The following is a 22,662-nucleotide window of genomic DNA, read 5'->3' on the forward strand; positions in this document are numbered from 1 at the left end:
ACGAGGGGCCGCTCCCGCGCGGGGGGCGGCCCTTCGCCGTGCGCGGGGCCGGGCCGCCGCGCGGCGTCGGGGTCATCCCTGAACGTTCCCCGAGATCGGTCCCGCGGGGCGCCGGTCGGGCCCCGCCGGTGCCACCATGGGGGGATGACCGACAGCACCTCCCAGCGGCAGTCCGACATCGCCGCCGCCCTGCGCGCCGGGCGCGAACTCGGACCCGAGTACGACGACGCCCTGGCCGCGTCCCTGGTCGAGCGCATCGACGACGCCATCGACACCAGTGTCCGGCGCCACCTGGACCACCGGCAGAGGGAGAACAAGGGCAAGGTGGGCGTGCCCTCCAACACGGTGCGGATGGTGATGTCCCTGGTGTGCCTGGGGGTGAGCATCCCGATCACCGCGATCACCGCGGCCATGGTGGGCGGAGGCGTCGCCATCGCCGCCGTGTGGCTGGGGCTGATCCTCTTCTACATCGTGTCCGTGGTGGGCCTGCGCCGCTGAACCACCACCGGCCGGGCCCGCAGGGGGTCCGGCCGGTGCGCGGGCTCAGCCGGACGGCTGGGCGGAGTCCAGCGCCGCGCGCAGGATCTCCACGGCCTCGTCGTGGTCCAGTCCCACCCGGGAGATCACGTCGGCGTAGGCGCGGGCCGCGGCCAACGCCTCCGCCCGCTGGTCGTCCCCCGCGGCGGCGATGAAGGTTCCCGAGCGGCCGCGGGTCTCGACGACCCCCGCCTGCTCCAGTTCGCGGTACGCCCGGGCGACGGTGTTGACCGCCACCGACAGGCGTCCGGCCAGCGCCCGCACCGTCGGCAGGCGGTATCCGACGGGGAGCTCCCCCGCGGCGGCCGCCATGGCCACCGTCGTCCGGATCTGTTCGTAGGGCGGTACCTTCGACGTCGGGTCGACGCGGATGAAATCCGCCATCTCCTCCTGCGCTCCCCACGGTCGGCGTTCGTGCTCCGGGCCCCATACCCGTTCGAGCACAAAACTACCGTGCGTGGCGGACCCCGCGCCCGCGGGGGGCGCGGGGCCGCCCGGACGTCAGGCGGCGCCGACCGTCCGGGGCACGCGCTGCACGCCGTGGATGCGGTGGTCCTCACGGGCCGTGAGCAGCTGTTCGGCCGTCAGCGTGGCCTCGCGCACCTCGGGCCGGGCCATGCGCTTGCGCCGGTGGATGCGGTCCCGGTAGCCCTTCTCCCCGATGAGCACGCGCTCGCGGGCGTAGGCCGCCCGCATCGCGTCGGTGAGCACGGCGTCCAGCGCCAGCCCCCGCGCGTGCAGTTCCTCCACGGAGGCCCCCGCCGCACGGGCGTCCTCCAGCGCCGCCTGGGCCACCGCCACGTCCCCGAGCAGGCCGTCCAGCAGCCCCGCCCGCTCCCGGTCCGCTTCGAGGCTCTCCCGCGCCTGAGCCGTGCCGCGTCCGCCAAGTCCCATGACTCGCTCCGATCACCTGGTACACCGTCTGCAGAGCACTGTAATAGTGGCGTGGATCATGGGGCGACCCGGATCGTGCGTCGGTGATGGCCTCCGCGCACAAAAACCGCCAGATTTGGTGACACAAATAAAGAAAGGGCACAAGTGAGCAGGAACTACGCGGGGCTCAGTCGGGAGCGCATCATCCTGGAGGCGCTCCACATCATCGCCGGACGCGGACTGGGCGGGCTGTCCATGCGGCGGCTGGGCGACGCCCTGGAGGTGGAGGCCATGGCCATCTACCACCACTTCCCCCTGGGCAAGGAGCAGCTCTTCAACGCGATCACCGCCTACGTGACCTCCCCCGGGTCCACCGGGGAGGCCGTGCCGGAGGAGGCCGCGCCGGACGCCGACCGGGAGGGGGACGACGCCCACGAGGCCGACACCCGCCCCTGGGACGAGCGCCTGACCTCCTGGGCCGACGACTACCGGAGCCGGCTGCTGGAGTACTCCGGGGCGCTCTCCCTGCTGGTGCACCGCGCCCCCGCCACCCCGGCGGACACCGCCGCCCGCGCCCTGGTCCACCGGGCCCTCACCGACGCCGGCGTGCCCGCCGACGGCCTGGACCGCGCGGCCGACGCCCTGTACTCCTACTGCCTGGGCGCGGTCGTCCACGAGGTGCGCCACCGCGGCGACGAGGACGCCCCCGACGCCGGGGAGGCCGCCGACCGGTTCCACCACGGCCTGCGGGCGCTGTTGCGGGGACTCTCCGCCTGAGCGCGGGGAACCGGCGGCCGGTTCCGGGCGTCTGTACCCCTGAGGGTGCCGCTCTCTCCCCTCCCCGAACCCCCGCCCGGACCGGCACCGCCGGGCGGAAGCAGGAAGGGCCCATGGTTCTCAAGCGTCTGCTCGCCGGCATCGGCTTCGGCGGGGCCTCGGTCGAGACCCGCCTCGACACGGCCGCCGCGTTCCCCGGCGGCGCGGTGCGCGGCACCGTGCTGATCGAGGGCGGTGACGTCGAGCAGCAGGTCGAGGAGCTCACCGTGGGGCTCCAGGCCCTCGTGGAGACCGAGGTCGGCGACAACGAGGTCAAGAGCAACATGGAGTTCCACCGGGTCCGGCTGGGCGGGCACACCCGCCTGGTCCCCGGTCAGCGCTTCGAGGTGCCCTTCGAGCTCCCCGTGCCCTGGGAGGCGCCGGTCACCGCCCGCAACGGCCGGCGGCTGCCCTCGATGAACGTCGGGGTCAACACGCGCCTGGCCGTGGCCAACGCCGTCGACCCCGGCGACCTGGACCCGGTGGCGATCGAGCCGCTGCCCGGTCAGCGGGCGGTGCTCGACGCCCTGGACTCCCTGGGCTTCCGGTTCAAGAAGGCCGACCTGGAGCGCGGGCGCATCGCCCGCTCCCGCCAGCGGCTGCCCTTCTACCAGGAGATCGAGTACTACTCGCCGGGGCACTACCGGGGCCTCGACGAACTGGAGCTGTCGTTCGTCGCCGACGAGCACGGCATGGACGTGATCCTGGAACTCGACAAGAAGCCGGGGCTGTTCTCCGAGGGCCGCGACACCTTCAAGAGCTTCAACGTCGCCCACGGCCAGGCGGCGGCGATGGACTGGCGCCAGGAGCTGGACCGGTGGATCACCGCCCTGGCCGGGCGCCGCGGCCTGTTCTGACCGGCGGTTCCGGCCGGGGCGGCGCCCCGGCCGGAACCCCGCTCAGGCCCCCTCGGCGCGCTCGCGGACGCGTTCGGCGCGCAGGTGGCGCGCCTGGTCGGGGTCGAGCACCGGGGCCGCGTTGAGGAGTCGGCGGGTGTAGTCGCTCTGCGGGTTCTCGTAGATGGCGTCGCTGTCGCCCAGCTCCACCACCTCGCCCTTGCGCATGACCGCGACGCGGTCGCTGACCTGGCGCACCACCGCCAGGTCGTGGGCGACGAAGATGTAGGTCAGCCCGAAGTCGTCCTGGAGCTCGGACAGCAGCCGCAGCACCTGGTCCTGGGTGGACACGTCCAGCGCCGAGACCGGCTCGTCGCAGATGATCAGCTTGGGCTTGAGGATCAGCGCCCGCGCGATCGCGATCCGCTGGCGCTGCCCGCCCGAGAACGCGTGCGGGAACCGGTTGTAGTGGCCCGGCTCCAGCCCCACCCGCTCCAGCAGTTCCCGGACGCGGGTCCGGATGGACCCTGTGTCGCGCTCGCCCTGCACCCGCAGCGCGGTGCCGATCGCGTCGCCCACGGTCACGCGCGGGTTGAGCGAGGAGTACGGGTTCTGGAACACCATCTGCACGTCGCGGCGCAGCGGGCGCATCCGGCGCTCGGCGATGCGCGTGATGTCCCGGCCCTCGAACTCGATGGTCCCCTCGGTGGGCTCCAGCAGGCGCATGACCATCCGCGACAGCGTGCTCTTGCCCGACCCGGACTCGCCCACGATGCCCAGCGTCTCGCCCTTGTACAGGTCGAAGCCGACGTCCTTGACGGCCCAGAAGTCGGTGGAGCGCCCCCACGGGCCGCCGCGCACCTTGAAGCGCCGGCCCACCCCGCGGACCCGGAGCAGGACCTCCCGGCCCTGCTCACCCGGCGTCCCGGCGGCGGGCGCCGCGGCCCCCTCCGGCGCCGGGCGGCCCGCGGCGGTCGCGCCCGCGACCGCACCGGACCCGGACCCGCCCTCCCGGCCGCCCCGGTCCGCACCCCCGGCCCGCTCGGACCGGTCCCGGGCGCGGCGCTGGGCGCGGGAGACCTCCACCCGCGGCACCGCCGCCAGCAGCGCCTGCGTGTACGGGTGCCCGGGCGCCGACAGCACCGTGCGCACGTCGCCCCGCTCCACCGCCACACCGTGCCGCATCACCACGACCTCGTCCACCGACCCCGCCACCACCGCCAGGTCGTGCGAGACCAAAATCAGCGCCATCCCCAGATCACGCCGCAACTCGTCCAGCAGGTCCAGGATCCGCGCCTGCACCGTCACGTCCAAAGCCGTCGTCGGCTCGTCCGCCAACAACACCTTCGGATCGCACATCAACCCCATCGCGATCACCACGCGCTGGCGCATACCGCCCGAGAACTCGTGCGGATAGGAGTTGACCCGCCGGGCCGGCGACGGGATGCCGACCCGGTCCAGGGCCCCGACCGCCCGCGCGAGCGCCTCCGCCCGGGAAGCCTGCGGCCGGTGCACGCGCAACGCCTCGACCAGCTGGTCGCCGATGGTGTACTGCGGGTGCAGCGACTGCATCGGGTCCTGGAAGACCATCGCGATGTCGTCGCCGCGCATCGCCCGCAGCTGCCGGTCCGTGGCCGAGACCACGTCCCGGCCCGCCACCTCGATGGCGCCGGTGATCCGCGCCCGGCTGCCGCGGTGCAGGCCCATCAGGGCCAGCGAGGTCACGCTCTTGCCCGAGCCCGACTCGCCCACGATCCCCAGCCCGCCCCCGGCGGGCACCTCGAAGGACAGCCCGTCCACCGCCCGGACGTCGCCGTCCATGGTCGGGAACGTCACCCGCAGGTCGTCCACCCGGACGACGGGCTTGGGTGCGGATTCACTCATGGGGGACGCCTCAGCTCTCTGGGTCCGGAGTCGTGGTCTGGGGGCGCGGCCCGCTAGCGGACGCGCACCCGCGGGTCGATGAGCGGGTACAGCAGGTCGACGACCAGGTTGCACAGGACGATGAAGAACGCGCCGAACAGCGTGACGCCCAGGATCACCGGCAGGTCGCTCTGGGTGATGGCGTTGACCGCGTAGCGGCCGATCCCGTTGAGGGAGAACACCTGCTCGGTCAGGACCGCCCCGCCCAGGACCAGTCCCAGGTCCAGGCCGAAGATCGTCACGATAGGGGTCAGGGTGGGGCGCAGGGCGTGCTTGAGCACCACCTTGCGCTCGCTCAGCCCCTTGGCCCGGGCGGTGCGGATGTAGTCCTCGCCCAGGACCTCCAGCATGCCCGCGCGGGTCTGGCGCGCGTACATGGCGGCGTGCAGGAACGCCAGGGTGATCCAGGGCAGGAACAGGCCCGCGGCCCAGCCCGCCGGGTCCCGGGTCAGGGGCACGTAGCCCGGGGTCAGGAACCAGCCCCAGGCGTGCACCGGGAAGGCGAGCACCAGCAGGCCGGTGAAGAAGATCGGCAGGGAGACCCCGGCCAGGGCGATCGCCATGGCGACCCGGTCGAAGACGCTGCCCTTCCACACCGCCGACACCACGCCGACCGCGATCCCGCCGACCAGCCAGATGATCCCCGCCCCCAGGGCCAGCGAGAACGTGACCGGCAGCCGGGACACGATCTCGGGGAAGACCTCCTGGTAGGTCTGGAAGGAGTAGCCGAAGCAGGGTGCCGCGCAGTCGATGGTGTCCCGGCCGAACCGGTACTGGGCGCCGAAGAAGATCCCGCGCACGAACTCGCCGAACTGGACGATGACGGGCTTGTCCAGTCCGAGCCGGTCGATGGTCGCCTGGATCGCCTCGGGGGTGGGAGCCCGTCCCACGTACATGGTCGCCAGCTGCTCGGTGGTCCGCCCCGCCCACTTGGGCACCACGTAGAAGATCGCGAAGGTGACCATGGTGACCACGGCCAGGAGCAGCAGCCCGGCGCCCAGGCGGCGCAGGATGTAGGTCGGCAAGGCGCGTGTCTTTCTGTCGTCGGACCCGCCCTGGCAGGGGATTCGGCAGGGGCGCGAAGTTTCGGCCTGAGACGACAAAGATAACGCAGCGTGTTCTTATGCTCACGCTTGTCCGCGCGGCGTGTACGGCGGCGGCTCCGCGGTGCCCCCGGTCAGGCGTCCCGGTAGGCGGCCCGGCCCCGGACGACGAGGGCCGCGGCCTCGGGGTGGTCGAACAGCTCGCCCTCCAGGGTGTCCAGCACCTCCAGGACGCCGGAGCCGGGGACCCCGCGCGCTTCCAGCACGCCGCGGGTCCAGCCCAGGAAGCGGGTGAAGACCCCCGCGTCGCCCACGTACAGGGCGGTGAGCAGGAAGTCCAGGATGTGGCCGAGGTCTTCGACCGTGCGGTCGCGGGCCGCGCCCCGCAGACTCCCGCCACGCCTCTCGTAGGACGCCTCGGCACTGCTCAGGCAGGCGGCCATGAGCCCCTCGCGGCGGCGCAGCGTGGGCGCGTACTCGGCGCCGGCAGGCAGTGCGGCGGGGCCGGCGGGCACGGGGAAGGGCGGGCCCTGGGCCAGCAGGTCCGCGGCTCCGGAGGCGGTCGGGGCCCACAGCGAGGCCCCCAGGCGCAGGGCCAGGGCGGCGTCGGGGCCGAACCCCGCGCCGCCCGCGATCACCGGCACTCCGGTGCGCCGCGCGGCCTCGATGGTGCCGTGCGCGGCGACCAGCCGGGAGGGCAGGGAGCAGCTCAGGGCCACGATGTCGGGCGAGTGCTCCTGCAGGTGCAGGGCCAGGTGCCGGGCCGGCACGCTCGCGCCCAGGAACCCCACCCGCCAGCCGCGCAGCCGCAGCACCTCGCCCATGAGGCGGGCGGGCAGGCTGTGCCACTCGCCGTCGGCGCAGGTGACCACCACGGACCCGCGGGTGGGGGCCCTACCGGACGCGTACTCGGTGATCAGCGCCGTGGCGCGCTCGCCGATGTAGGTGGCCGCGTGCTCGCGGGCCACACTCCACTCGTCGGTCTGCCAGAGCAGGCCCACCCGGCGCTGTGACCAGGCCACGACCTCCAGGAGGAGTTCCTCGGGGTCACCGCCGGCCGACAGCTCGCACCGGACCACGTCCAGCGCGGTGGTCTCGTCCGTCGCCGCGACCGCCTCGAAGAACGCGGACCGGGTCCGGTCGAGCCGGGACACCGGCGCGGCCGTGGCCCCGGTCACCGGGCGCCGGCCGGCGCGGCCCGGGCCTGGAGCACCAGCACCGTGATGTCGTCGTGCTCGGCACCGCCCAGCCAGTCGCCCACCGCCTGGGCGACCCGTTCGGCGGTGGCCGCGGCGGGCAGGCCGCCGCACTCGCCCAGGAGGCGGACGAGCCGGTCCTCGCCGAGCATCTCACCGCCCAGCAGCGGGTTGCGGGCCTCGGTGACGCCGTCGCTGTAGACGACGACCGCCTCCCCCGGGGCCAGGTCGACCTCCGCCTCGCGGAAGACGGCGTCGTCGATGGCACCGACGAAGATCCCGCCCAGGGGGAACTCCCGCACCTCGCCGCCGGTGCCGACGACCAGGGGCGGCGGGTGCCCGCCGCCGGCCGCCCGCACCCGCAGCCCGCCCCCGGGCAGCGGCCGGGCGGTGCCCAGGACCATCGTGCTGAACTTCTCCGGGTCGGTGCGCAGCAGCAGGACGTTGAGCAGTTCCATCAGGCGCAGCGGGGAGTCCTCCACCAGGCGCAGCGCCTGGAGGGACTGGCGGATGAGCCCGGTGAGCACGGCGGCGTCGTTGCCCTTGCCGCACACGTCGCCGAAGGAGAAGTGGACCAGCTCGCCGGCGTCCTGCACCTCGTAGAAGTCGCCGCCGATCCGTTCGGCCTCGAACGCCGACCGGAAGGAGGCGCCCAGCACGACCCGGTCCACCTCGGGGAGCGGATCGGGGACCAGGGCGGCCTTGAGGGTGGCGGCGGTGCGCGCCTGGTACTGGTACAGGTGGGCCGAGCCCAGGGCCGAGCCGACGCGTTCGGCGTACTCGGCGAGCAGCTCCGCCTCCGCGGGGCCGAACCGGCCGCCGCGCCGGTACCAGAGCAGGGCGCCGAAGGCCCCGGACGGTCCGGGCAGCGGCACGACCCGGACCTGGCCGGCGACCCGGTGGCCGGTGACCTCGCGCAGCAGCTCCTCTGCGGGGTCGCCCGGGGCGGGCTCCACCGCCTCGGGCAGGGTGCCCACGCCCTCGCCCAGCCACGGGGCGGCCGCGGCGGTCTCCGGGCTCCAGCGCCCGTGCGCCACCGTCCGGCCGCCGTCGTGCCCGGCCACGCCGGCGGTCCACCGCAGGGCCGCCCCCGGTTCCCCGGAGAACAGCACGCAGGCGTCCACGCCGGAATCCAGCGGCAGCCGGACGGCCTGCTCGATGAGGCGCTCGGGGTGCAGCACCCCCGCCAGTCCGCGAGCGGCCCGGCGCAGCAGGGCCGGCCCCGAGCGCTCCTGGCGCCGGACGGGCTCGACCGGGCGCAAGAACGCGGGTCCGCCCCCCTCGGCCGAGGGCGCGGACTCATCGATTCCGGGCGGCGGCAATACCTACTCCCCTTGGACGGCGTGCATGCCATGCGTGAAGGGCGCATGTCACACCCCTCGCGCGCTCCCCAGAGGTTACGTCACCCCGCCGGCCGCGGGACCGGCGCCGCGGGGACGGGGGCCGATGGTGACCGGAACGGTACCGGGCCGGTCCCGGCCGCGCAGGGGCCCGCGGGCACCCGCGCACGGATCGCACCCACTGGAGCGGCGCGCCGTGCGCACGGCTGCGTTCTTGCAGGTCATCGTGGCGTGCGGCGCCGGACGGCGACTGCGCGCGGGCTCCCCGTCCACCGGGGGGACCGCCCGGGCGGCGAAGGGCCGATCCCGCCGACGCCGGGCACCCGCGCCCGCGGGGAGAGGGCGAAGAAAGTCGCGCCGCGCGAGGAGGCGCCGACGACAGCGGAGAGGACGCCGGAAAAGGTACGGCGGCACGCGCGGCGGGGCCGGGCGGGGAGACGCCGGGCTCCCGGGGCGGTCCCCGGGGCACGTCTGCGGGGGCCTCCCGAGCCCGGGCGAAAGCGGGGGCGGTGACCGGCGTCGCCGCCGGTCACCGCCCCGCGGGCCGCGTCACTCGTTGGTGGTACCGAGCGACATGTAGTCGTACATGGAGTAGCCCGCGTGGTAGTACACGTTGGTCAGGTTCGGCGGCCGGTACATGACGGTGCGCTCGAACACGGCGGGCAGGATGACCGCCTCCTGCATGGACCGCTCATCGATCCGCGTGTAGATCGAGGCCCGCTCGTCGGGGTCGTCGATCGTGGCGACCTCGTCGAACCAGCCGTTGACCTGGTCGTCGTCGAACTCGGAGATGTTCGAGTTGCCCGCGTCCTGGATGGCGTCGCCGTCCAGGATCTTGCTCATGAACCCGTAGCCGCTGGCCCAGTCCGGGGCCCAGCCGTACACGGTCAGCCCCAGGTCGTTGTCGTGGACGAAGTCCGGCGAGCCGGCCTGGGTGTTGGTGTAGGTGTCGGACGGGTACTGCTTGATCTCGACCTCGATGCCCACCCGGGACAGGGCCTGCTGGACGGCCTCGGCCGTGCTCACGTCCGAGGGCCGGTCGGCGCGGGCACCGATGGAGGTGGAGAAGCCGTCCGGCTGCCCGCACTCCTCCAGCTTCTCGCGGGCCCTGTCCAGGTCTCCCTTGCCGTCCTCGGACGGGTACAGGTCCAGTTCCGGGTCGGCTCCGGGCAGCGCCGAGGGCATGATCTGGGTGGCGATGTCGCCGCCGGTGTCGCCGCCCCAGGCACGGTGCAGCGCGTCGCGGTCGGCGGCGAACATGACCGCCTCGCGGCAGGCGAGGTCGTCCAGCGGCTCGACCACGGTGTTGATGTTGACGTAGCGCAGGGTGTTGGTCTGCGGGTTGTCGACGCTGGCGCGCCTGGCGTCGTCGGTGATGAGGCTGCCCCGCATCGCCGGCCCCACGCCGACGCCGGCCATGTCCACGTCGAGCTCGCCGTTGACCAGCCGCTGGTCGATCTCGTTCTGGTCGACGCCCAGCTGTACCTCGACGCGGTCGGGCAGCGCCTGGCGGGTGGGGTCGGTGGCGGCGTCCCACTGGTCGTTGCGGACCAGGTTCAGGGACACCCCCGGCCGGTACTCCCCGTCGAACTTGTACGGCCCGGAGGAGACCACGCGGCTCTGGTACTGCTCGCCCCGGTCGGCGTCGGGCGGCACCGGAGCGGTCTGCGGCTGGATGAGGATGTACGGGAACTCCGAGAAGCTCTCGTCGAGGTGGAAGACCAGGGTGTGGTCGTCCGGCGTCTCGATGCCCTCGAAGCCCTCCAGCGGGTCCCCGTCGGTGGCGTAGGGGCCCTCGTAGTCGTCGCTGTCCGCCAGGAGCTGCTGGAAGTACTTGGGGCCGTTGGGCAGGGCCTGGTCGCCGAAGTTGCTGCGGGCGATCGCGTACTTGACGTCCTGGGCGGTGATGTCCGACCCGTCCTCGTACTTGAGCCCCTGCTTGAGGCGGACGGTCCACTCGGTGGAGTCCTCGTTGGCCTCGGGCATGTCCTCGGCCAGGTCGGGCTGGAGCTGCGTGCCCTCCTCCCCCGGGGCCTCGGTGTAGGTGAGCAGGGTGCGCGCGTAGTAGCGGCTGAAGTTCCAGCTGAACGCGTAGTAGGTGTTGCCGGGGTCCGGGGAGTCGAAGTCCGAGGAGATGGCGTACCGGAGGGTGCCGCCGGCCTGGTCGGACGGGTTGACCATCTCCGTCTCGCCCTGGTTGAACTCGGCGTCGACCTCCCCTCCCCCGCCGCCGCCTCCGCCACCTCCCGCACAGGCGGTCAGCATCAGGACGAGTGCCGTGCCGACGGCCGCGGGGGCCGCGTACCGGCGTCCCCGGGCCGCCGGGGGTGTGCCGTGGTGGGTGTTCACCTTGCCTCCAGGATCGGGTTGCTGCGGGGCCGCGCGGCGCGCGGCCCGGGGCCGGACCGCCCGCCGGCGGGCGGGCGGCGGCGGTCTGCGGAGGAGGTCAGTCGGAGGAGCGCGGGTCGAAGGCGTCGCGCAGGCCGTCGCCGAACAGGTTGAACGCGAGCACGGTGACGAAGATGGCCAGACCCGGGATGAGCACGAAGTGCGGCGAGGTGGTGTAGAAGCGCAGCGCGTTCTCCAGCATGCCGCCCCAGGTGGCCGTGGGCGGGTTGATACCGACGCCGAGGAAGCTCAGGGCCGCCTCGAACAGGATGTTGGTGGGGATGAGCAGGGTGGAGTAGACGAGCACGGGGGTGACGAGGTTGGGCAGGATCTCCCTGAAGACGATGTGCGCGCTGCCCGCTCCCAGGCTGCGGGCGGCCTCGACGAACTCGCGCTCCTTGAGGGTGAGGGTCTGCCCGCGCACGATGCGGCCGATGTAGGGCCAGTTGAAGAACCCGATGATGAAGACCAGCACGCCGATGCGCAGCCCGTTGCCGGTGAGGCCGAAGGCGCCGTCGGGGATGACGCCGACCAGGGCGATCGCGAAGAGCAGCAGCGGGAAGGCCAGGAAGATGTCCATGGCCCGGCTGATGACGGTGTCGACCCAGCCGCCGAAGTACCCGGCGACGACGCCCAGGACGGTGCCGATGACGACGCACACGACGGTGGCGACCGTGGCGACCAGCAGCGATGTGCGGGCGCCGTAGACGATGCGGCTGAACAGGTCGCGGCCGTTGACGGGTTCGACGCCCAGGAGGTGGTCGGGGCCGATCCCGCCCCAGGGGTCCAGACCCAGGGCCGGGTCGTCCGGGTCGCGCAGGACGCCGCCGGTGAGGGGGTCGACGAGCTGCTGGTTGAACTGGTTCGGCGGGTAGCCGAACCAGGCGGCCAGCAGGGGGGCGAAGAGCGCGACGAGGATGAGCAGGACGACGACGATCCCGCCGGCCATGCCGACCTTGTCCTTGCGGAACCGCTGCCAGGCGATCTGGCGCAGCGAACGGCCGGCGGCGTTCTTCGCCCCGGCGACCACCGCCTCGGGGTCGGCGTGCTGGGACGACTCGGGCGCGTCCATCGGCGCGGTCATGTGGGGCCCTGCCTCCCGCGGATCGCTTTACGTAGTAGATCGACTACGTAGAGCTTGCACGAGTGGCGTGCCGATTTCCAACATCCGCGCCGGAGCCGCACCCGCCGCCCGGGAAGGCGCCGACGGGGCGTCGCGCCACGGGCGGACGGGCCCGGAGCGGTGCTCCGCCGGGCCGCCCGGAACGGCGCCGCGGACCGGGCCCCGCCCGTATCGGGGCCCGTGGACCGGCGGTCGGCGGCCCGGGGCGGTCGCCGGGTCCCCGCCCCCGTGCCGGGCGGGGACCCGGGGTCCGGTCAGCGCCCGCGCAGGGTGCGGTACCGGGCCACCAGCCCGGCTGTGGAGGCGTCCAGCCCCTCCACCTCCTTGCCCGAGGTCAGGGCCGGCTCGACCCGCTCGGCCAGCACCTTGCCCAGCTGCACCCCCCACTGGTCGAAGGAGTTGATGTTCCAGACCGCCCCCTGGACGAACACCTTGTGCTCGTACAGCGCCACCAGCTGCCCCAGCACCGAGGGGCTCAGCCGCTCGGCCAGGATGGTGGTGGTGGGCCTGTCCCCGGGGAAGGTGCGGTGCGGGACCAGCCCGGCCGGGACGCCCTCCCCGGCCACCTCCGCCGCCGTCCTGCCGAAGGCCAGCGCCTGCCCCTGGGCGAACATGTTGGCCATCAGCAGGTCGTGCTGGGGCACCAGCGCCTCGGGCAGGTCGGGGGCCGGCTCGGCGAAGCCGAGGAGGTCGGCGGGTACGAACCGGGTGCCCTGGTGCAGCAGCTGGAAGTACGCGTGCTGGCCGTTGGTGCCCGGGGTGCCCCACACGACGGGCCCGGTCGCCCAGCCGACCGGCCGCCCGTCGCGCTGTACCGACTTGCCGTTGGACTCCATGTCCAGCTGCTGGAGGTAGGCGGAGAAGCGGGACATGTGGTGGCTGTAGGGCAGCACCGCGTGGCTCTGGGCGTCCCAGAACCCGCCGTACCAGATGCCCAGCAGGCCCAGCAGGAACGGCAGGTTCCGCTCGACCGGGGCGGTGGCGAAGTGGGTGTCCATCAGGTGGAACCCGGCGAGCATCTCCCGGAACCGCTCCGGGCCGATCGCGACCATCAGCGACAGGCCGATGGCCGAGTCGTAGGAGTAGCGGCCGCCCACCCAGTCCCAGAAGCCGAACATGTGGTCGGTGTCGATCCCGAACCGCTCGACCGCCTCGGTGTTGGTGGAGACCGCCGCGAAGTGCCGGGAGACGGCCTCCTCCGTGCCCAGGCCCTCCACCAGCCAGCGCCGGGCCGCGGTGGCGTTGGTGATGGTCTCGACCGTGGTGAAGGTCTTGGAGGAGACCACGAACAGCGTGGTGGCGGGGTCGGCGTCCCGCAGCGACTCGTGGAGGTCGGCGCCGTCGACGTTGGACACGAACCGGAACTCCAGGTCCCGGTCGCTGTAGGGCCGCAGCGCCTCGTAGGCCATGGCCGGGCCCAGGTCGGAGCCGCCGATGCCGATGTTGACGACCCGGCGCACCGGGAGCCCGGTGTGGCCGAGCCAGCGCCGGGACCGCACCCGGTCGGCGAACTCCGCCATCCGGTCCAGGACCGCGTGCACCTCGGGGACCACGTCGCGGCCGTCCGCCTCGATGACGGCCGAGCGCGGGGCGCGCAGGGCGGTGTGCAGCACGGCCCGGTCCTCGGTCACGTTGATGTGGTCGCCGCGCAGCATGGCGTCGCGCAGGGCGGCGACCCGGGTGGCCCCGGCCAGCTCCGCCAGCAGGCGCAGGGTCTCGTCGGTGACCAGGTTCTTGGAGTAGTCGGCGTGGAGGCCGCCGACGTCCAGGGTGAGGCGGTCGGCCCGGGCGGGGTCGGCGTCGAAGAGGTCGCGCAGGCGCGTGCCGCCCAGCCGTTCGCGGTGCGCTCCCAGGGCCGCCCACTCGTCCCGGCGGTCCAGGGACAGGGCCTCTTCGGCCTGATCTCCGGTGCCCTCTGTGCGAGGCAGGGGTGTGGCAGACATCCGGTCGCTCCTCGTCGTGCGTACGGTCCGGGTGCGGAGCGGGCGGCGCGGGTGCTCGGGACCGCGCCGGCGCGTTCCGCGCTGCGGTTGTGGCAACCACCCTGCCACGTCCGCGGGCGGACGAGGCGTTTTCCACAACCTCGTTCCGCGCGGACTTGTTCCGGGCGCGGACCGCCGCAGCCGGGGCTCAGCCCCGGCCGGCCCCCTCGCGTTCGCGGCGCAGCTGCGCCACCTCCGCGCGCAGGGCGCGCAGCTCGGCGAGGATGAGGCGCTGGCCGTCGGGCCCCTCCCCGTCGGGACCGGACTCCCCGCTGCCGACACGGCCCTCGCCGCCGCCGCCGGGGCTGTCGTCGTCGTCCTTCTCCAGGGCCTCCACCGCGACGGCGATGAAGAGGTTCAGGGCGACCAGGGTCGACACCAGCACGAAGACCACGAAGAAGACCCACGCCATCGGCATGTGCTCCATGACGTCCTTGGCGATGGTGCCCCACCCGTCGGCGGTGGCGATCTGGAACAGGGTGAACAGCGACGTGGGCAGGTCCGCGAAGTACTGGGGCGAGACCTCGGCGAACAGCCGGGTGGCCATCACCGCCGACACGTACAGCAGCAGGACCACCAGGAGCAGGATCGACAGCATGCCCGGCAGCGCCCGGAACAGGCCGGAGACGACGTGGCGCAGGCTCGGGATGACCGAGAGCAGGCGCAGGACCCGCAGCACCCTCAGGACGCGCAGGACCGCGAACGGGCCGGAGGCGGGCAGCAGGGCGATGCCCACGATCACCACGTCGAACCACCCCCACGGGTCGCGGAAGAACTGCGCCCGGTGCGCGTAGATCCGGAGCAGCAGCTCGACCACGAACAGCGCCAGGATGCACAGGTCGATGCCGTGCAGGAGCGTCCCGTGGGCCTCCATGATCCGCGGCGAGGTCTCCACGCCGAGGATGACGCCGTTGACGAGGATGAGGGTGACGACGGCGGCCTGGAACCAGGGGGCGTCGACGATCGTGCGGACCCGTTGGCGCAGTGTCACGGGAGGGAGGGCTCCGTTCCTGGGGGAAGGGGGGCTGTACCGGGGATCCGGGTCGCAGAATCCTACCGTCCGTAACGGACACCGTTTCCCCCTCTTGTCCTGCTCTGTCCACTCGGACACTGGAATACACCGCTCCGACCAGGCATGATCGAAAGGGAGGGGATGACCGAGGGTGAGGAGGCCCCCGTGGCCGGAGCGGACGAGGGACCCGGCGCCGGGCGCCGGGAGCGCTGGCGGGACATCGACGAGGTGGACGCCGACATGGACGTGGGGGCGGCGGGCCAGGACAGCGCGGTGGCCGGGTACCTGCTGGATCACCCCTACGGGCTGCGGATCGAGGAGGTCGAGGACCGCGGCTCCCTGGGGATCGGCGACGAACTGCGCCGCGAGGTGCCCGAGCAGGCGCCCGAGCCCGGGGAGGAGCGGCCCCCCGCGCCCCGGCGCGAGGAGCTGGCCCGGCTGCTGCGGGCCGAGGCGTTCGCCGAGCGGCTGCGCGAACGCGGCCTGTGAGGGCGGGCCGGGCGGTCAGGCACCCGGGCCCCCGCCGCGGCCGTCGAGCTCGGCGGCGAGCCAGCGCTCCACCCTCATGACGTGGACCGCGGCCGCGGCGCGGGCCGCCTCGGGGTCGCGGGCCAGCAGCGCCTCGTGAATGAGCCGGTGGTCCTCGCGCAGCTCGCCGGTGAACCCGGCCTCGCGGTGCCCGGCCCAGACCCGCGCGTTGAAGGTGCGCGAGGACAGGCCCTCGTTGACGGCGGCCAGGGTGGCGTTGCCGGTGCTGGCGACGATGGCCTGGTGGAAGCCGAGGTCGGCGCTGACGGTCTCGTCCTCGGTGGCGGGCCCGCCGTCGATGCGGTCCAGCAGCGTGCCGATGCGCCGGAGCTCGGCGTCGGTGGCCCGGGCCGCGGCCAGCGCGGTGGCGGCGGGCTCGATCATCCTGCGGACCTGGAGGACCTCCAGCAGGGTGTCGCCGCGGGAGACCTCGGCCAGCACCGAGAAGGTCTCCAGCAGGTCCGAGGGGCGCAGGGCGGTGACGTAGACGCCGGCCCCGTGGCGGGCCTCCAGGACGCCCAGGGCGGTCAGCGAGCGGATGGCCTCGCGCATGGAGCCGCGGGAGACGCCCAGGCGGACCGCCAGGTCGCGTTCGGTGGGCAGGCGGTGGCCGGGGCCGACCTCGCCCGAGGAGATCATCTCCTTGATGCGGTCGGCGGCCCGCTGGGGGACCGAGGTCCGGTCGTCCACGCCCCCACCCCCGTACTCTTCGAAGCCTTCTCGCGGGGGAAACAGGACTACTCGCCACCCCTCGGGCAAGTGATCATACCAATCGTGCCGAGGACGTGTGAGAACACGAAGGAGATGCCTTTTCCTTGCCCCCTCTTGCCCCCTTGTGAAAAAGTGGTCCGACCACCGAGAGGCCTGTGGCGAGCAGGCCGCCCGCCGGTCCGGCGCGGCGCGAAGGAGGCCCATGCGGATCGCCCTGTTCATCACCTGCGTCAACGACACGCTCTTCCCCGACACCGGCCGCGCGGTGGTGCGGCTCCTGGAGCGGCTGGGCCACGAGGTCGTCTTCCCCGAGGACCAGACCTGCTGCGGGCAGATGCACTACAACACCGGCTACCGCCGCCCGGCGAGCAGGCTCGCCGTGCGGTTCGTGCGGACCTTCGAGGACTCCGACGCGGTCGTGGTGCCCTCCGGCTCCTGCGCGGCGATGATCCGCGACAACTACCCCCGCCTGGGCGGGAGCGGCAGCCGCCTGTCCCGCAAGGTCGCCGCCCTGGCCCCGCGCGTGTACGACCTCACCGAGTTGCTCGTGGACGTCCTGGGCGTCACCGACGTGGGCGCCTACTACCCGCACCGGGTCGTCTACCACCCCACCTGCCACGGGCTGCGCATGCTCGGCCTGGGCGACCGCCCCTACGCGCTGCTGCGCGCGGTGCGCGGCCTGGAACTGGTGGAGCTGCCCGGGGCCGCCGAGTGCTGCGGGTTCGGCGGCACGTTCGCGGTCAAGAACGGCGACGTCTCCTCGGCCATGGGGGCCGACAAGGCGCGCCACGCCCTGGAGACCGGCGCCGAGGTGCTGTGCGCCGTCGACAACTCCTGCCTGATGCACATCGGCGGCGTTCTCTCGCGCCAGCGCGCCGGGATGAAGGTCGCCCACATCGCCGAGATCCTGGCGAGTACCGAGAAGGACTTCGGGGGCGCCGCACCGGCCCGCGGGGCCGGAACCGAGAAGGAGGGCGCGACCCGATGAGCAGCGCCACGTTCCTGGGCATGCCGCCCTTCCCCGAGGCGGCCCGCACCGCCGTGCAGGACTCGCGGCTGCGCCACAACCTGCGCAGGGCCACCCACACCATCCGCGACAAGCGCGGCCTCGTGGTCGGCGAGCTGGGCGACGACTGGGCCCGGCTGCGCGCCGAGGGCTCCGAGATCAAGACGCACACCCTGCGCCACCTCGACCACTACCTGGAGCAGCTGGAGGAGTCGGTGACCCGCGCGGGCGGGCACGTCCACTGGGCCTCCGACGCCGCCGAGGCCAACCGGATCGTCACCGGCCTGGTCCAGGCCACCGGCGAGACCGACGTCGTCAAGGTCAAGTCGATGGCCACCCAGGAGATCGAGCTCAACAACGCCCTGGAGGCCGCGGGCATCACCGCCTACGAGACCGACCTGGCCGAGCTGATCGTCCAGCTGGGCGAGGACCTGCCCTCGCACATCCTGGTGCCCGCCATCCACCTGGGGCGCTCCCAGATCCGCGAGATCTTCCTGGACCGGATGGCCGAGTGGGGCACCCCCGCCCCGCCCGGGCTGACGGACGACCCGCGGGCGCTGGCCGAGGCGGCCCGGGCACACCTGCGCGAGCGCTTCCTGCGCACCCGCACCGCCATCTCGGGGGCCAACTTCGCGGTGGCCGACTCGGGCACGCTCGTGGTGCTGGAGTCGGAGGGCAACGGGCGCATGTGCCTGACGCTGCCGCAGACCCTCATCTCCGTGGTGGGCATCGAGAAGATCGTCCCGACCTGGAGCGACCTGGAGGTGTTCATGCAGCTGCTGCCGCGGTCCTCCACCGGGGAGCGGATGAACCCCTACACCTCGACCTGGACCGGGGTGACCCCCGGCGACGGCCCGCAGGAGTTCCACCTGGTGCTGCTGGACAACGGCCGCACCGACGTGCTGGCCGACACCGTGGGCCGCCAGGCGCTGCGCTGCATCCGCTGCTCGGCCTGCCTGAACACCTGCCCCGTCTACGAGCGCACCGGCGGCCACTCCTACGGCTCGGTCTACCCCGGCCCGATCGGCGCGATCCTCACCCCGCAGCTGCGCGGGATGGGGTCGGAGGTCGACGAGGCCCTGCCCTACGCGTCGTCGCTGTGCGGCGCCTGCTACGAGGTGTGCCCCGTGGCCATCGACATCCCCGAGGTGCTGGTGCACCTGCGCGAGGAGGTCACCGGACGCGGCGGCCACGCGGGCGAGAAGGCGCTGATGGCGGGAGCGGAGGCGGTGTTCTCGTCCCCCGGCGCCCTGGGCGCCGTACAGCGCGCCGCCGGGGCGGCCCGCTCCCTGGTCCCCCGGCACCTGCCCGGCACGGCCGGGGCCTGGACCGACACCCGGGACGTACCCGACGTCCCGGCGGAGTCCTTCCGCCGCTGGTGGAAGGGGCGCGACGACGAGCGGGAGGACGGCCGATGAGCTCCAGGGAGGCCATCCTGGCCCGGGTCCGGGCCGCCCTGTCCGACGTCCCCGCCGACGAGCCGGCCCGGCGCGAGCGGGAGCGGACCCACCTGGACTCCCACGCGGCGGGCCCCACCCTCGACGTGCTGGAGAACCGCCTGGTCGACTACAGGGCGCTGGTGCACCGGGTCACCGCCGACCGGGTCGGCGCGGAGGCCGCTGCGGCGCTGGCCCGGCGGGGCGCCCGCCGCGTCGTGGTGCCCCCGGGCCTGCCCGCGGAGTGGGCGGAGCCCGCCGGCGCAGAACTCCTGGCCGACTCACGGCGGGCGCCCCTGTCGGTCCGCGACCTGGACGCCGCCGACGGGGTCCTCACCGCGTGCGCGGTCGCGGTGGCCGAGACGGGGACGATCATCCTGGACGGGGGCCCGGGCCAGGGACGGCGCGCCCTCTCCCTGGTCCCCGACTACCACCTGTGCGTGGTGCGCGCCGACCAGGTCGTGGACGGGGTGCCCCAGGCGGTGCGCCTGCTGGACCCGGCCCGCCCGCTCACCTGGATCAGCGGGCCCTCCGCCACCAGCGACATCGAGCTGAACCGGGTGGAGGGGGTGCACGGCCCCCGCACCCTGGAGGTGCTGCTGGTCGAGCCCGCCCCCTGAGGGACCGGCCCCGCGGGCGCGCTCAGCGGCGGGAGCGCCAGTCCGCGAGCAGCCGGTCCAGCGGGTCGGGCACCGCCTCCTTCTCCGCGAAGGGCGCCTGGTAGCGGGCGCCCGCCCCCTGCGGGGCGCGGCGCCGGGGGCGGGGTGCGGCGGCGACCGCCTCGGCGGCCGCCGCACCCTCCCTCGCCGGTCCGGCCAGCGGTGCCTGGTAGCGGGCGCCCTGCCCGGCGGGCCGCCGCCTGCGACGGATCCACGTGCGCGCGGGCCCGCGGTCCGGGGGCCGCTCCTCGTCCCGCTGCGCCCGCTCGCCGGTGGCGGTGAACCACACCGGCAGCTCCTCCAGGCCGTGCACCGACAGCGAGGGGCGCCACCTCAGGTCCGCCGGCTCGACCGCCAGCACCATCCCGCGCAGCCGGTCCACCGCCAGGTCGAGCGCGGTGCGCACCACCTCGCGGGAGAACGCGGTGGCCGGGCAGCGGTGCGCCCCGGCGCCCCACGACAGGTGGGAGCGGTTCCCCGCCATGGACACCGCCTCGTCGCGGCCCCCCGACACCGACGGGTCGGTGTGCGCGGAGGCGAGCCCGAACAGCAGGGGCTCGCCCCGGCGGATGTGCGCGCCGGCGAACCGCAGGTCCATCGCGGAGTAGCGGCCGGCCATCACCCGCAGGGGCGGGTCCGTCCACATGACGTGGTCGACGAAGTCCTCCGGCGTGAGGGTGCCGCCCAGGTAGGCCGTCCACACGGCGGGATCCTCCAGGAGTCTGAGCAGGGAGTTGCCGATCAGGTGCGTGGTCGGCTCGTGGCCGGACCGCCACACCAGGGCCAGCGCCTGCGCGGCCTCCTCGTCGGTGAGCGCGTTGGGGTGGGCCAGCAGGTGCCCGGCCAGGTCCTCCCCCGGTTCGCGGCGCTTGCGCTCCACCAGCCCCCGGAAGTAGCCGTGCGCCTCCCGCTCGGCGGACGCCGCCTCCCCCGGGTCGGTGCTCCAGGACCGCTCGGCGACGTCCGCCAGCAGCCGCCCGTACTCGTCGGGCAGGCCGAACAGCTCGTTGAGGACCAGCGCGGGCAGCGGCGCCGCGTACCCGCCGACGAGGTCGGCCCGGCCCTCCGCGGCGACGCGGCCCAGCAGGTGCACCGCCGCGCGTTCGACCACCGGGACCAGCCGGGCGGTGTCGGCCCTGGCCAGGGCGTCCACGATGGGGGCCCGCAGGCGCTGGTGCCCCGCCCCGTCGAGCCCCAGCGCCTCGCTGCGGACCGGCACGCCGGCCGCGCCCCAGGGGCGCGGGTCCGCCGAGAAGTAGGTCTGGTCCCGCAGGACCTGGAGGTTCTCCTTGTAGCCCAGCAGGAGCCAGCCCGGGACACCCGGTTCGAGTTCCACCGGGACCAGCCCCCCGTGGCGTTCGCGCAGCCGCCGCCAGGGGAGTTCGCCCCCGCGGTGCAGTTCGAGGGCGCCGCCCGCGCTGTAGGGGCAGCGGGCCTCCCCCTCGGTCGCGGCGCCCTCGTGGTCGGTGGGGCCGGTGCCCTGGTGCATCGAGACTCCTCGGTGGCGGATGCAGCAGACGCTAGATCCGGGATGTTTCCGCAATGCTTCGGGCAGGAAAGCAGCACCTTTCCTCGACGGTCACCCGGACCGGCCGGGGACGAGACCGGATTGTGGGGCGGAGAACGCGTTCGGCGTTCCGGCGGACCAACGCGGATGTTCCGCGCACCCCGCCCGAAGCCGCCCCTCAGTCCTGTGACCGGCGGATTCGGTGCCGACAGCGACGGCCCGAACGAGGGGCCCGCGCATATGCGCGGGCGAATGCACGGGGCGCCTCACTTTTCCGGGGAGAACCGCGGACTTCCCCGCACGGACGTTTTTCGCCGGCATTTCCGTTCCCTCACGTGCGGGGCGGGTGCGCGCCGCTCGGTAGGATCGTCCACCGACCGCGGACGACGTGCGCGAACAGCGCGCACGGACCGCGCGAACGAGGGACCGGGGGGACACGGGGTGGGGAGCAGGAAACGGCGGGCGCCCGGACGGCGCGAGCGGACCGTGCCCGACTGGGACGGGCCCTCGCCCGCCTCCTCCGCGGCCGAGATCATCTCCGGGGCCGTGGACGCGCTCGTCACCGGCCGCGGGGGCGGGGGCGTGGACCTGGCGTCGGCGCTGCTCGCCGACACCGAGGACCCGGCCCGGGCCCGCGACGCCGAGCAGGCCCTCGCCGCGGCGCTGCGCGAGGCCGCCGGCGCGGTGTGGGCGCGCGGCTGGCAGCCCGCCGAGGCCGTGCGCCGGCTGGGCCGCCTGCTGGGGCCGGCCGCCGCCGCGGCGGGGGCCCACGCGGCCGCCGCCGACCTGGAGCGGCACTCCTCCGCGACCGTCGACCCCGTCTGGGCGGCGCAGGTGAGGTCCCTGGGCGCCCCCGCGGACCCGCTGGCGCACCTGGCCGACGCCAACGGCCTGCTGCGCTTCGAGGCGGTCGAACAGGTGCTGCGGACCCTGGCCGCGCTGCGCGCGCTGCCCCCGCTCCAGCGCCTCATGGACCCGCCGGGCTCCCACCGCCCCGGCCGGACACGCCCCGCCCGCACGCGCACCGAGGTGGACCGCGGCAAGCTCGCCCGGGTCCGGGCACTGCTGGCCAAGGCCGAGTCCACCGAGTTCCCCGAGGAGGCCGAGGCCCTCAGTGCCCGCGCCCAGGAGCTGATGGCCCGGCACAGCATCGACCGGGCGCTGCTGGAGGCGGACGAGGAGGGGACCTCCGAGGCCGGGTACGCCCGGCGGCTGCCCGTGGACGCCCCCTACGACGACTCCAAGGCCGTCCTGCTGCACGAGGTCGCCGAGGCCAACCACTGCCGGGCGGTGTGGCACCGCGAGCTGGAGACGTGCACCGTCATGGGCTTTCCCGACGACGTGGACGCCGTGGACCTGCTGTTCACCTCCCTGCTGGTGCAGGCGGAGGCCGCCATGCGGGCGGGCAGCTCGGTGCGCGACCGGTCCGGGCGCCGGGCCGGGAAGGACTTCCGGTCCTCGTTCATGTCGGCGTTCGCGGTGCGCGTGGGCGAACGCCTCACCGAGGCGGCACGCAGCGTCCGCGACGCCGTCCAGGCCGAGGCCGGACGCGACCTGGTCCCGCTGTTCGCCGCCCGGGAGCAGGAGGTGGAGAAGGCGGTGGAGCAGGTGTTCGGCGCGCTCACCTACGAGCGGATGCGCGGCCCCTACAGCGAGGACGGGTGGAACGCCGGGCGGGCCGCGGCCGACGCCGCCTCCCTGGGCTCCCGCCGCCGCGTCACCGACCGCTGACGCCGGGGCCCGGAG

20 protein-coding genes are annotated in these 22,662 nt (G+C 74.2%); 8 read left to right on the forward strand and 12 right to left on the reverse strand.

Annotated elements, in window-relative coordinates:
- Nucleotides 1-144 precede the first annotated feature (144 nt).
- On the forward strand, nucleotides 145-498 hold the full coding sequence (locus BUE45_RS26005; protein ID WP_073382969.1) for a hypothetical protein: 354 nt from the start codon (nucleotides 145-147) through the stop codon (nucleotides 496-498).
- A 45-nt stretch (nucleotides 499-543) separates the two neighbouring features.
- On the opposite strand, the gene BUE45_RS26010 is transcribed toward BUE45_RS26005, so the two are convergent.
- Complete coding sequence (locus BUE45_RS26010; protein ID WP_073382972.1) at nucleotides 544-921, reverse strand: GntR family transcriptional regulator; 378 nt, start codon at nucleotides 919-921, stop codon at nucleotides 544-546.
- A 117-nt stretch (nucleotides 922-1,038) separates the two neighbouring features.
- The gene (locus BUE45_RS26015) at nucleotides 1,039-1,431 is read right to left on the reverse strand and encodes a hypothetical protein (protein ID WP_073382976.1); all 393 of its coding nucleotides are present in this window, start codon (nucleotides 1,429-1,431) and stop codon (nucleotides 1,039-1,041) included.
- A gap of 144 nt (nucleotides 1,432-1,575) precedes the next feature.
- Here BUE45_RS26015 and BUE45_RS26020 point away from each other — a divergent pair, with 144 nt between their 5' ends.
- Nucleotides 1,576-2,187: a TetR/AcrR family transcriptional regulator gene (locus BUE45_RS26020; RefSeq protein WP_073382979.1), complete on the forward strand. Its 612-nt coding sequence runs from the start codon at nucleotides 1,576-1,578 to the stop codon at nucleotides 2,185-2,187.
- Between the two features lie 113 nt (nucleotides 2,188-2,300).
- Nucleotides 2,301-3,083 (forward strand): sporulation protein, encoded by a 783-nt coding sequence (locus tag BUE45_RS26025; RefSeq protein WP_073382982.1) that lies wholly within the window; start codon nucleotides 2,301-2,303, stop codon nucleotides 3,081-3,083.
- Between the two features lie 42 nt (nucleotides 3,084-3,125).
- On the opposite strand, the gene BUE45_RS26030 is transcribed toward BUE45_RS26025, so the two are convergent.
- The 8 genes from BUE45_RS26030 to BUE45_RS26065 all read right to left on the reverse strand — a co-directional run bounded on the left by BUE45_RS26030 (nucleotide 3,126) and on the right by BUE45_RS26065 (nucleotide 15,048).
- Nucleotides 3,126-4,946, reverse strand: a complete 1,821-nt coding sequence (locus BUE45_RS26030; protein WP_073382985.1) for an ABC transporter ATP-binding protein — start codon at nucleotides 4,944-4,946, stop codon at nucleotides 3,126-3,128.
- Nucleotides 4,947-4,999: 53 nt separating this feature from the next.
- Nucleotides 5,000-6,010: an ABC transporter permease gene (locus BUE45_RS26035; RefSeq protein ID WP_073382988.1), complete on the reverse strand. Its 1,011-nt coding sequence runs from the start codon at nucleotides 6,008-6,010 to the stop codon at nucleotides 5,000-5,002.
- A gap of 152 nt (nucleotides 6,011-6,162) precedes the next feature.
- Nucleotides 6,163-7,182, reverse strand: a complete 1,020-nt coding sequence (locus BUE45_RS26040) for a cobalamin B12-binding domain-containing protein (RefSeq protein WP_073383053.1) — start codon at nucleotides 7,180-7,182, stop codon at nucleotides 6,163-6,165.
- Nucleotides 7,183-7,202: 20 nt separating this feature from the next.
- On the reverse strand, nucleotides 7,203-8,486 hold the full coding sequence (locus BUE45_RS26045) for a PP2C family protein-serine/threonine phosphatase (RefSeq protein WP_073382992.1): 1,284 nt from the start codon (nucleotides 8,484-8,486) through the stop codon (nucleotides 7,203-7,205).
- 627 nt (nucleotides 8,487-9,113) lie between these two features.
- Complete coding sequence (locus tag BUE45_RS26050; RefSeq protein ID WP_073382993.1) at nucleotides 9,114-10,913, reverse strand: ABC transporter substrate-binding protein; 1,800 nt, start codon at nucleotides 10,911-10,913, stop codon at nucleotides 9,114-9,116.
- Between the two features lie 97 nt (nucleotides 10,914-11,010).
- Nucleotides 11,011-12,036 (reverse strand): ABC transporter permease, encoded by a 1,026-nt coding sequence (locus BUE45_RS26055; RefSeq protein ID WP_073382996.1) that lies wholly within the window; start codon nucleotides 12,034-12,036, stop codon nucleotides 11,011-11,013.
- Between the two features lie 293 nt (nucleotides 12,037-12,329).
- On the reverse strand, nucleotides 12,330-14,018 hold the full coding sequence (gene pgi / locus BUE45_RS26060; protein ID WP_073382998.1) for a glucose-6-phosphate isomerase: 1,689 nt from the start codon (nucleotides 14,016-14,018) through the stop codon (nucleotides 12,330-12,332).
- A gap of 187 nt (nucleotides 14,019-14,205) precedes the next feature.
- A complete protein-coding gene (locus tag BUE45_RS26065) occupies nucleotides 14,206-15,048 on the reverse strand; it encodes an ion transporter (RefSeq protein ID WP_073383001.1) in 843 nt (280 codons plus the stop codon).
- Nucleotides 15,049-15,309: 261 nt separating this feature from the next.
- Between BUE45_RS26065 and BUE45_RS26070 the strand changes: the two genes are divergently transcribed.
- Nucleotides 15,310-15,558, forward strand: coding sequence for a hypothetical protein (locus BUE45_RS26070; protein WP_245833481.1), 249 nt, complete (start codon nucleotides 15,310-15,312; stop codon nucleotides 15,556-15,558).
- Nucleotides 15,559-15,573: 15 nt separating this feature from the next.
- Here the strand turns inward: BUE45_RS26070 and BUE45_RS26075 are convergent, their stop codons facing one another.
- Nucleotides 15,574-16,287, reverse strand: coding sequence for a FadR/GntR family transcriptional regulator (locus tag BUE45_RS26075; RefSeq protein ID WP_073383004.1), 714 nt, complete (start codon nucleotides 16,285-16,287; stop codon nucleotides 15,574-15,576).
- Between the two features lie 223 nt (nucleotides 16,288-16,510).
- Between BUE45_RS26075 and BUE45_RS26080 the strand changes: the two genes are divergently transcribed.
- From BUE45_RS26080 to BUE45_RS26090, 3 genes are read left to right on the forward strand one after another with little or no spacing between them, the layout of a single operon-like run.
- On the forward strand, nucleotides 16,511-17,296 hold the full coding sequence (locus tag BUE45_RS26080; protein ID WP_073383006.1) for a (Fe-S)-binding protein: 786 nt from the start codon (nucleotides 16,511-16,513) through the stop codon (nucleotides 17,294-17,296).
- Nucleotides 17,293-18,732 (forward strand): lactate utilization protein B, encoded by a 1,440-nt coding sequence (locus BUE45_RS26085; RefSeq protein WP_073383009.1) that lies wholly within the window; start codon nucleotides 17,293-17,295, stop codon nucleotides 18,730-18,732. The genes BUE45_RS26080 and BUE45_RS26085 overlap by 4 nt, the downstream gene beginning before the upstream one ends.
- Nucleotides 18,729-19,370 (forward strand): LutC/YkgG family protein, encoded by a 642-nt coding sequence (locus BUE45_RS26090; protein ID WP_073383011.1) that lies wholly within the window; start codon nucleotides 18,729-18,731, stop codon nucleotides 19,368-19,370. The genes BUE45_RS26085 and BUE45_RS26090 overlap by 4 nt, the downstream gene beginning before the upstream one ends.
- 22 nt (nucleotides 19,371-19,392) lie before the next feature.
- On the opposite strand, the gene BUE45_RS26095 is transcribed toward BUE45_RS26090, so the two are convergent.
- Nucleotides 19,393-20,898, reverse strand: a complete 1,506-nt coding sequence (locus BUE45_RS26095; protein WP_073383014.1) for a cytochrome P450 family protein — start codon at nucleotides 20,896-20,898, stop codon at nucleotides 19,393-19,395.
- Nucleotides 20,899-21,357: 459 nt separating this feature from the next.
- On the opposite strand from BUE45_RS26095, the gene BUE45_RS26100 reads away from it, so the two are divergent.
- Nucleotides 21,358-22,647 carry a DUF2786 domain-containing protein gene (locus tag BUE45_RS26100; RefSeq protein WP_073383016.1) on the forward strand — a complete coding sequence of 430 codons (1,290 nt, stop codon included), beginning with the start codon at nucleotides 21,358-21,360 and terminating at the stop codon, nucleotides 22,645-22,647.
- The last annotated feature ends 15 nt before the right edge of the window (nucleotides 22,648-22,662 follow it).

The organism is Nocardiopsis flavescens, assembly GCF_900141985.1.
Taxonomy (GTDB): Bacteria; Actinomycetota; Actinomycetes; order Streptosporangiales; family Streptosporangiaceae; genus Nocardiopsis; species Nocardiopsis flavescens.

Excerpts from the sequence above, each read along its gene's own strand:
- BUE45_RS26005 (WP_073382969.1), top strand. The coding sequence starts at position 145 with ATGACCGACAGCACCTCCCAGCGGCAGTCCGACATCGCCGCCGCCCTG.
- BUE45_RS26010 (WP_073382972.1), bottom strand. The coding sequence starts at position 921 with ATGGCGGATTTCATCCGCGTCGACCCGACGTCGAAGGTACCGCCCTAC.
- BUE45_RS26015 (WP_073382976.1), bottom strand. The coding sequence starts at position 1,431 with ATGGGACTTGGCGGACGCGGCACGGCTCAGGCGCGGGAGAGCCTCGAA.
- BUE45_RS26025 (WP_073382982.1), top strand. The coding sequence starts at position 2,301 with ATGGTTCTCAAGCGTCTGCTCGCCGGCATCGGCTTCGGCGGGGCCTCG.
- BUE45_RS26030 (WP_073382985.1), bottom strand. The coding sequence starts at position 4,946 with ATGAGTGAATCCGCACCCAAGCCCGTCGTCCGGGTGGACGACCTGCGG.
- BUE45_RS26055 (WP_073382996.1), bottom strand. The coding sequence starts at position 12,036 with ATGACCGCGCCGATGGACGCGCCCGAGTCGTCCCAGCACGCCGACCCC.
- pgi (WP_073382998.1), bottom strand. The coding sequence starts at position 14,018 with ATGTCTGCCACACCCCTGCCTCGCACAGAGGGCACCGGAGATCAGGCC.
- BUE45_RS26070 (WP_245833481.1), top strand. The coding sequence starts at position 15,310 with ATGGACGTGGGGGCGGCGGGCCAGGACAGCGCGGTGGCCGGGTACCTG.
- BUE45_RS26080 (WP_073383006.1), top strand. The coding sequence starts at position 16,511 with ATGCGGATCGCCCTGTTCATCACCTGCGTCAACGACACGCTCTTCCCC.
- BUE45_RS26085 (WP_073383009.1), top strand. The coding sequence starts at position 17,293 with ATGAGCAGCGCCACGTTCCTGGGCATGCCGCCCTTCCCCGAGGCGGCC.
- BUE45_RS26090 (WP_073383011.1), top strand. The coding sequence starts at position 18,729 with ATGAGCTCCAGGGAGGCCATCCTGGCCCGGGTCCGGGCCGCCCTGTCC.
- BUE45_RS26095 (WP_073383014.1), bottom strand. The coding sequence starts at position 20,898 with ATGCACCAGGGCACCGGCCCCACCGACCACGAGGGCGCCGCGACCGAG.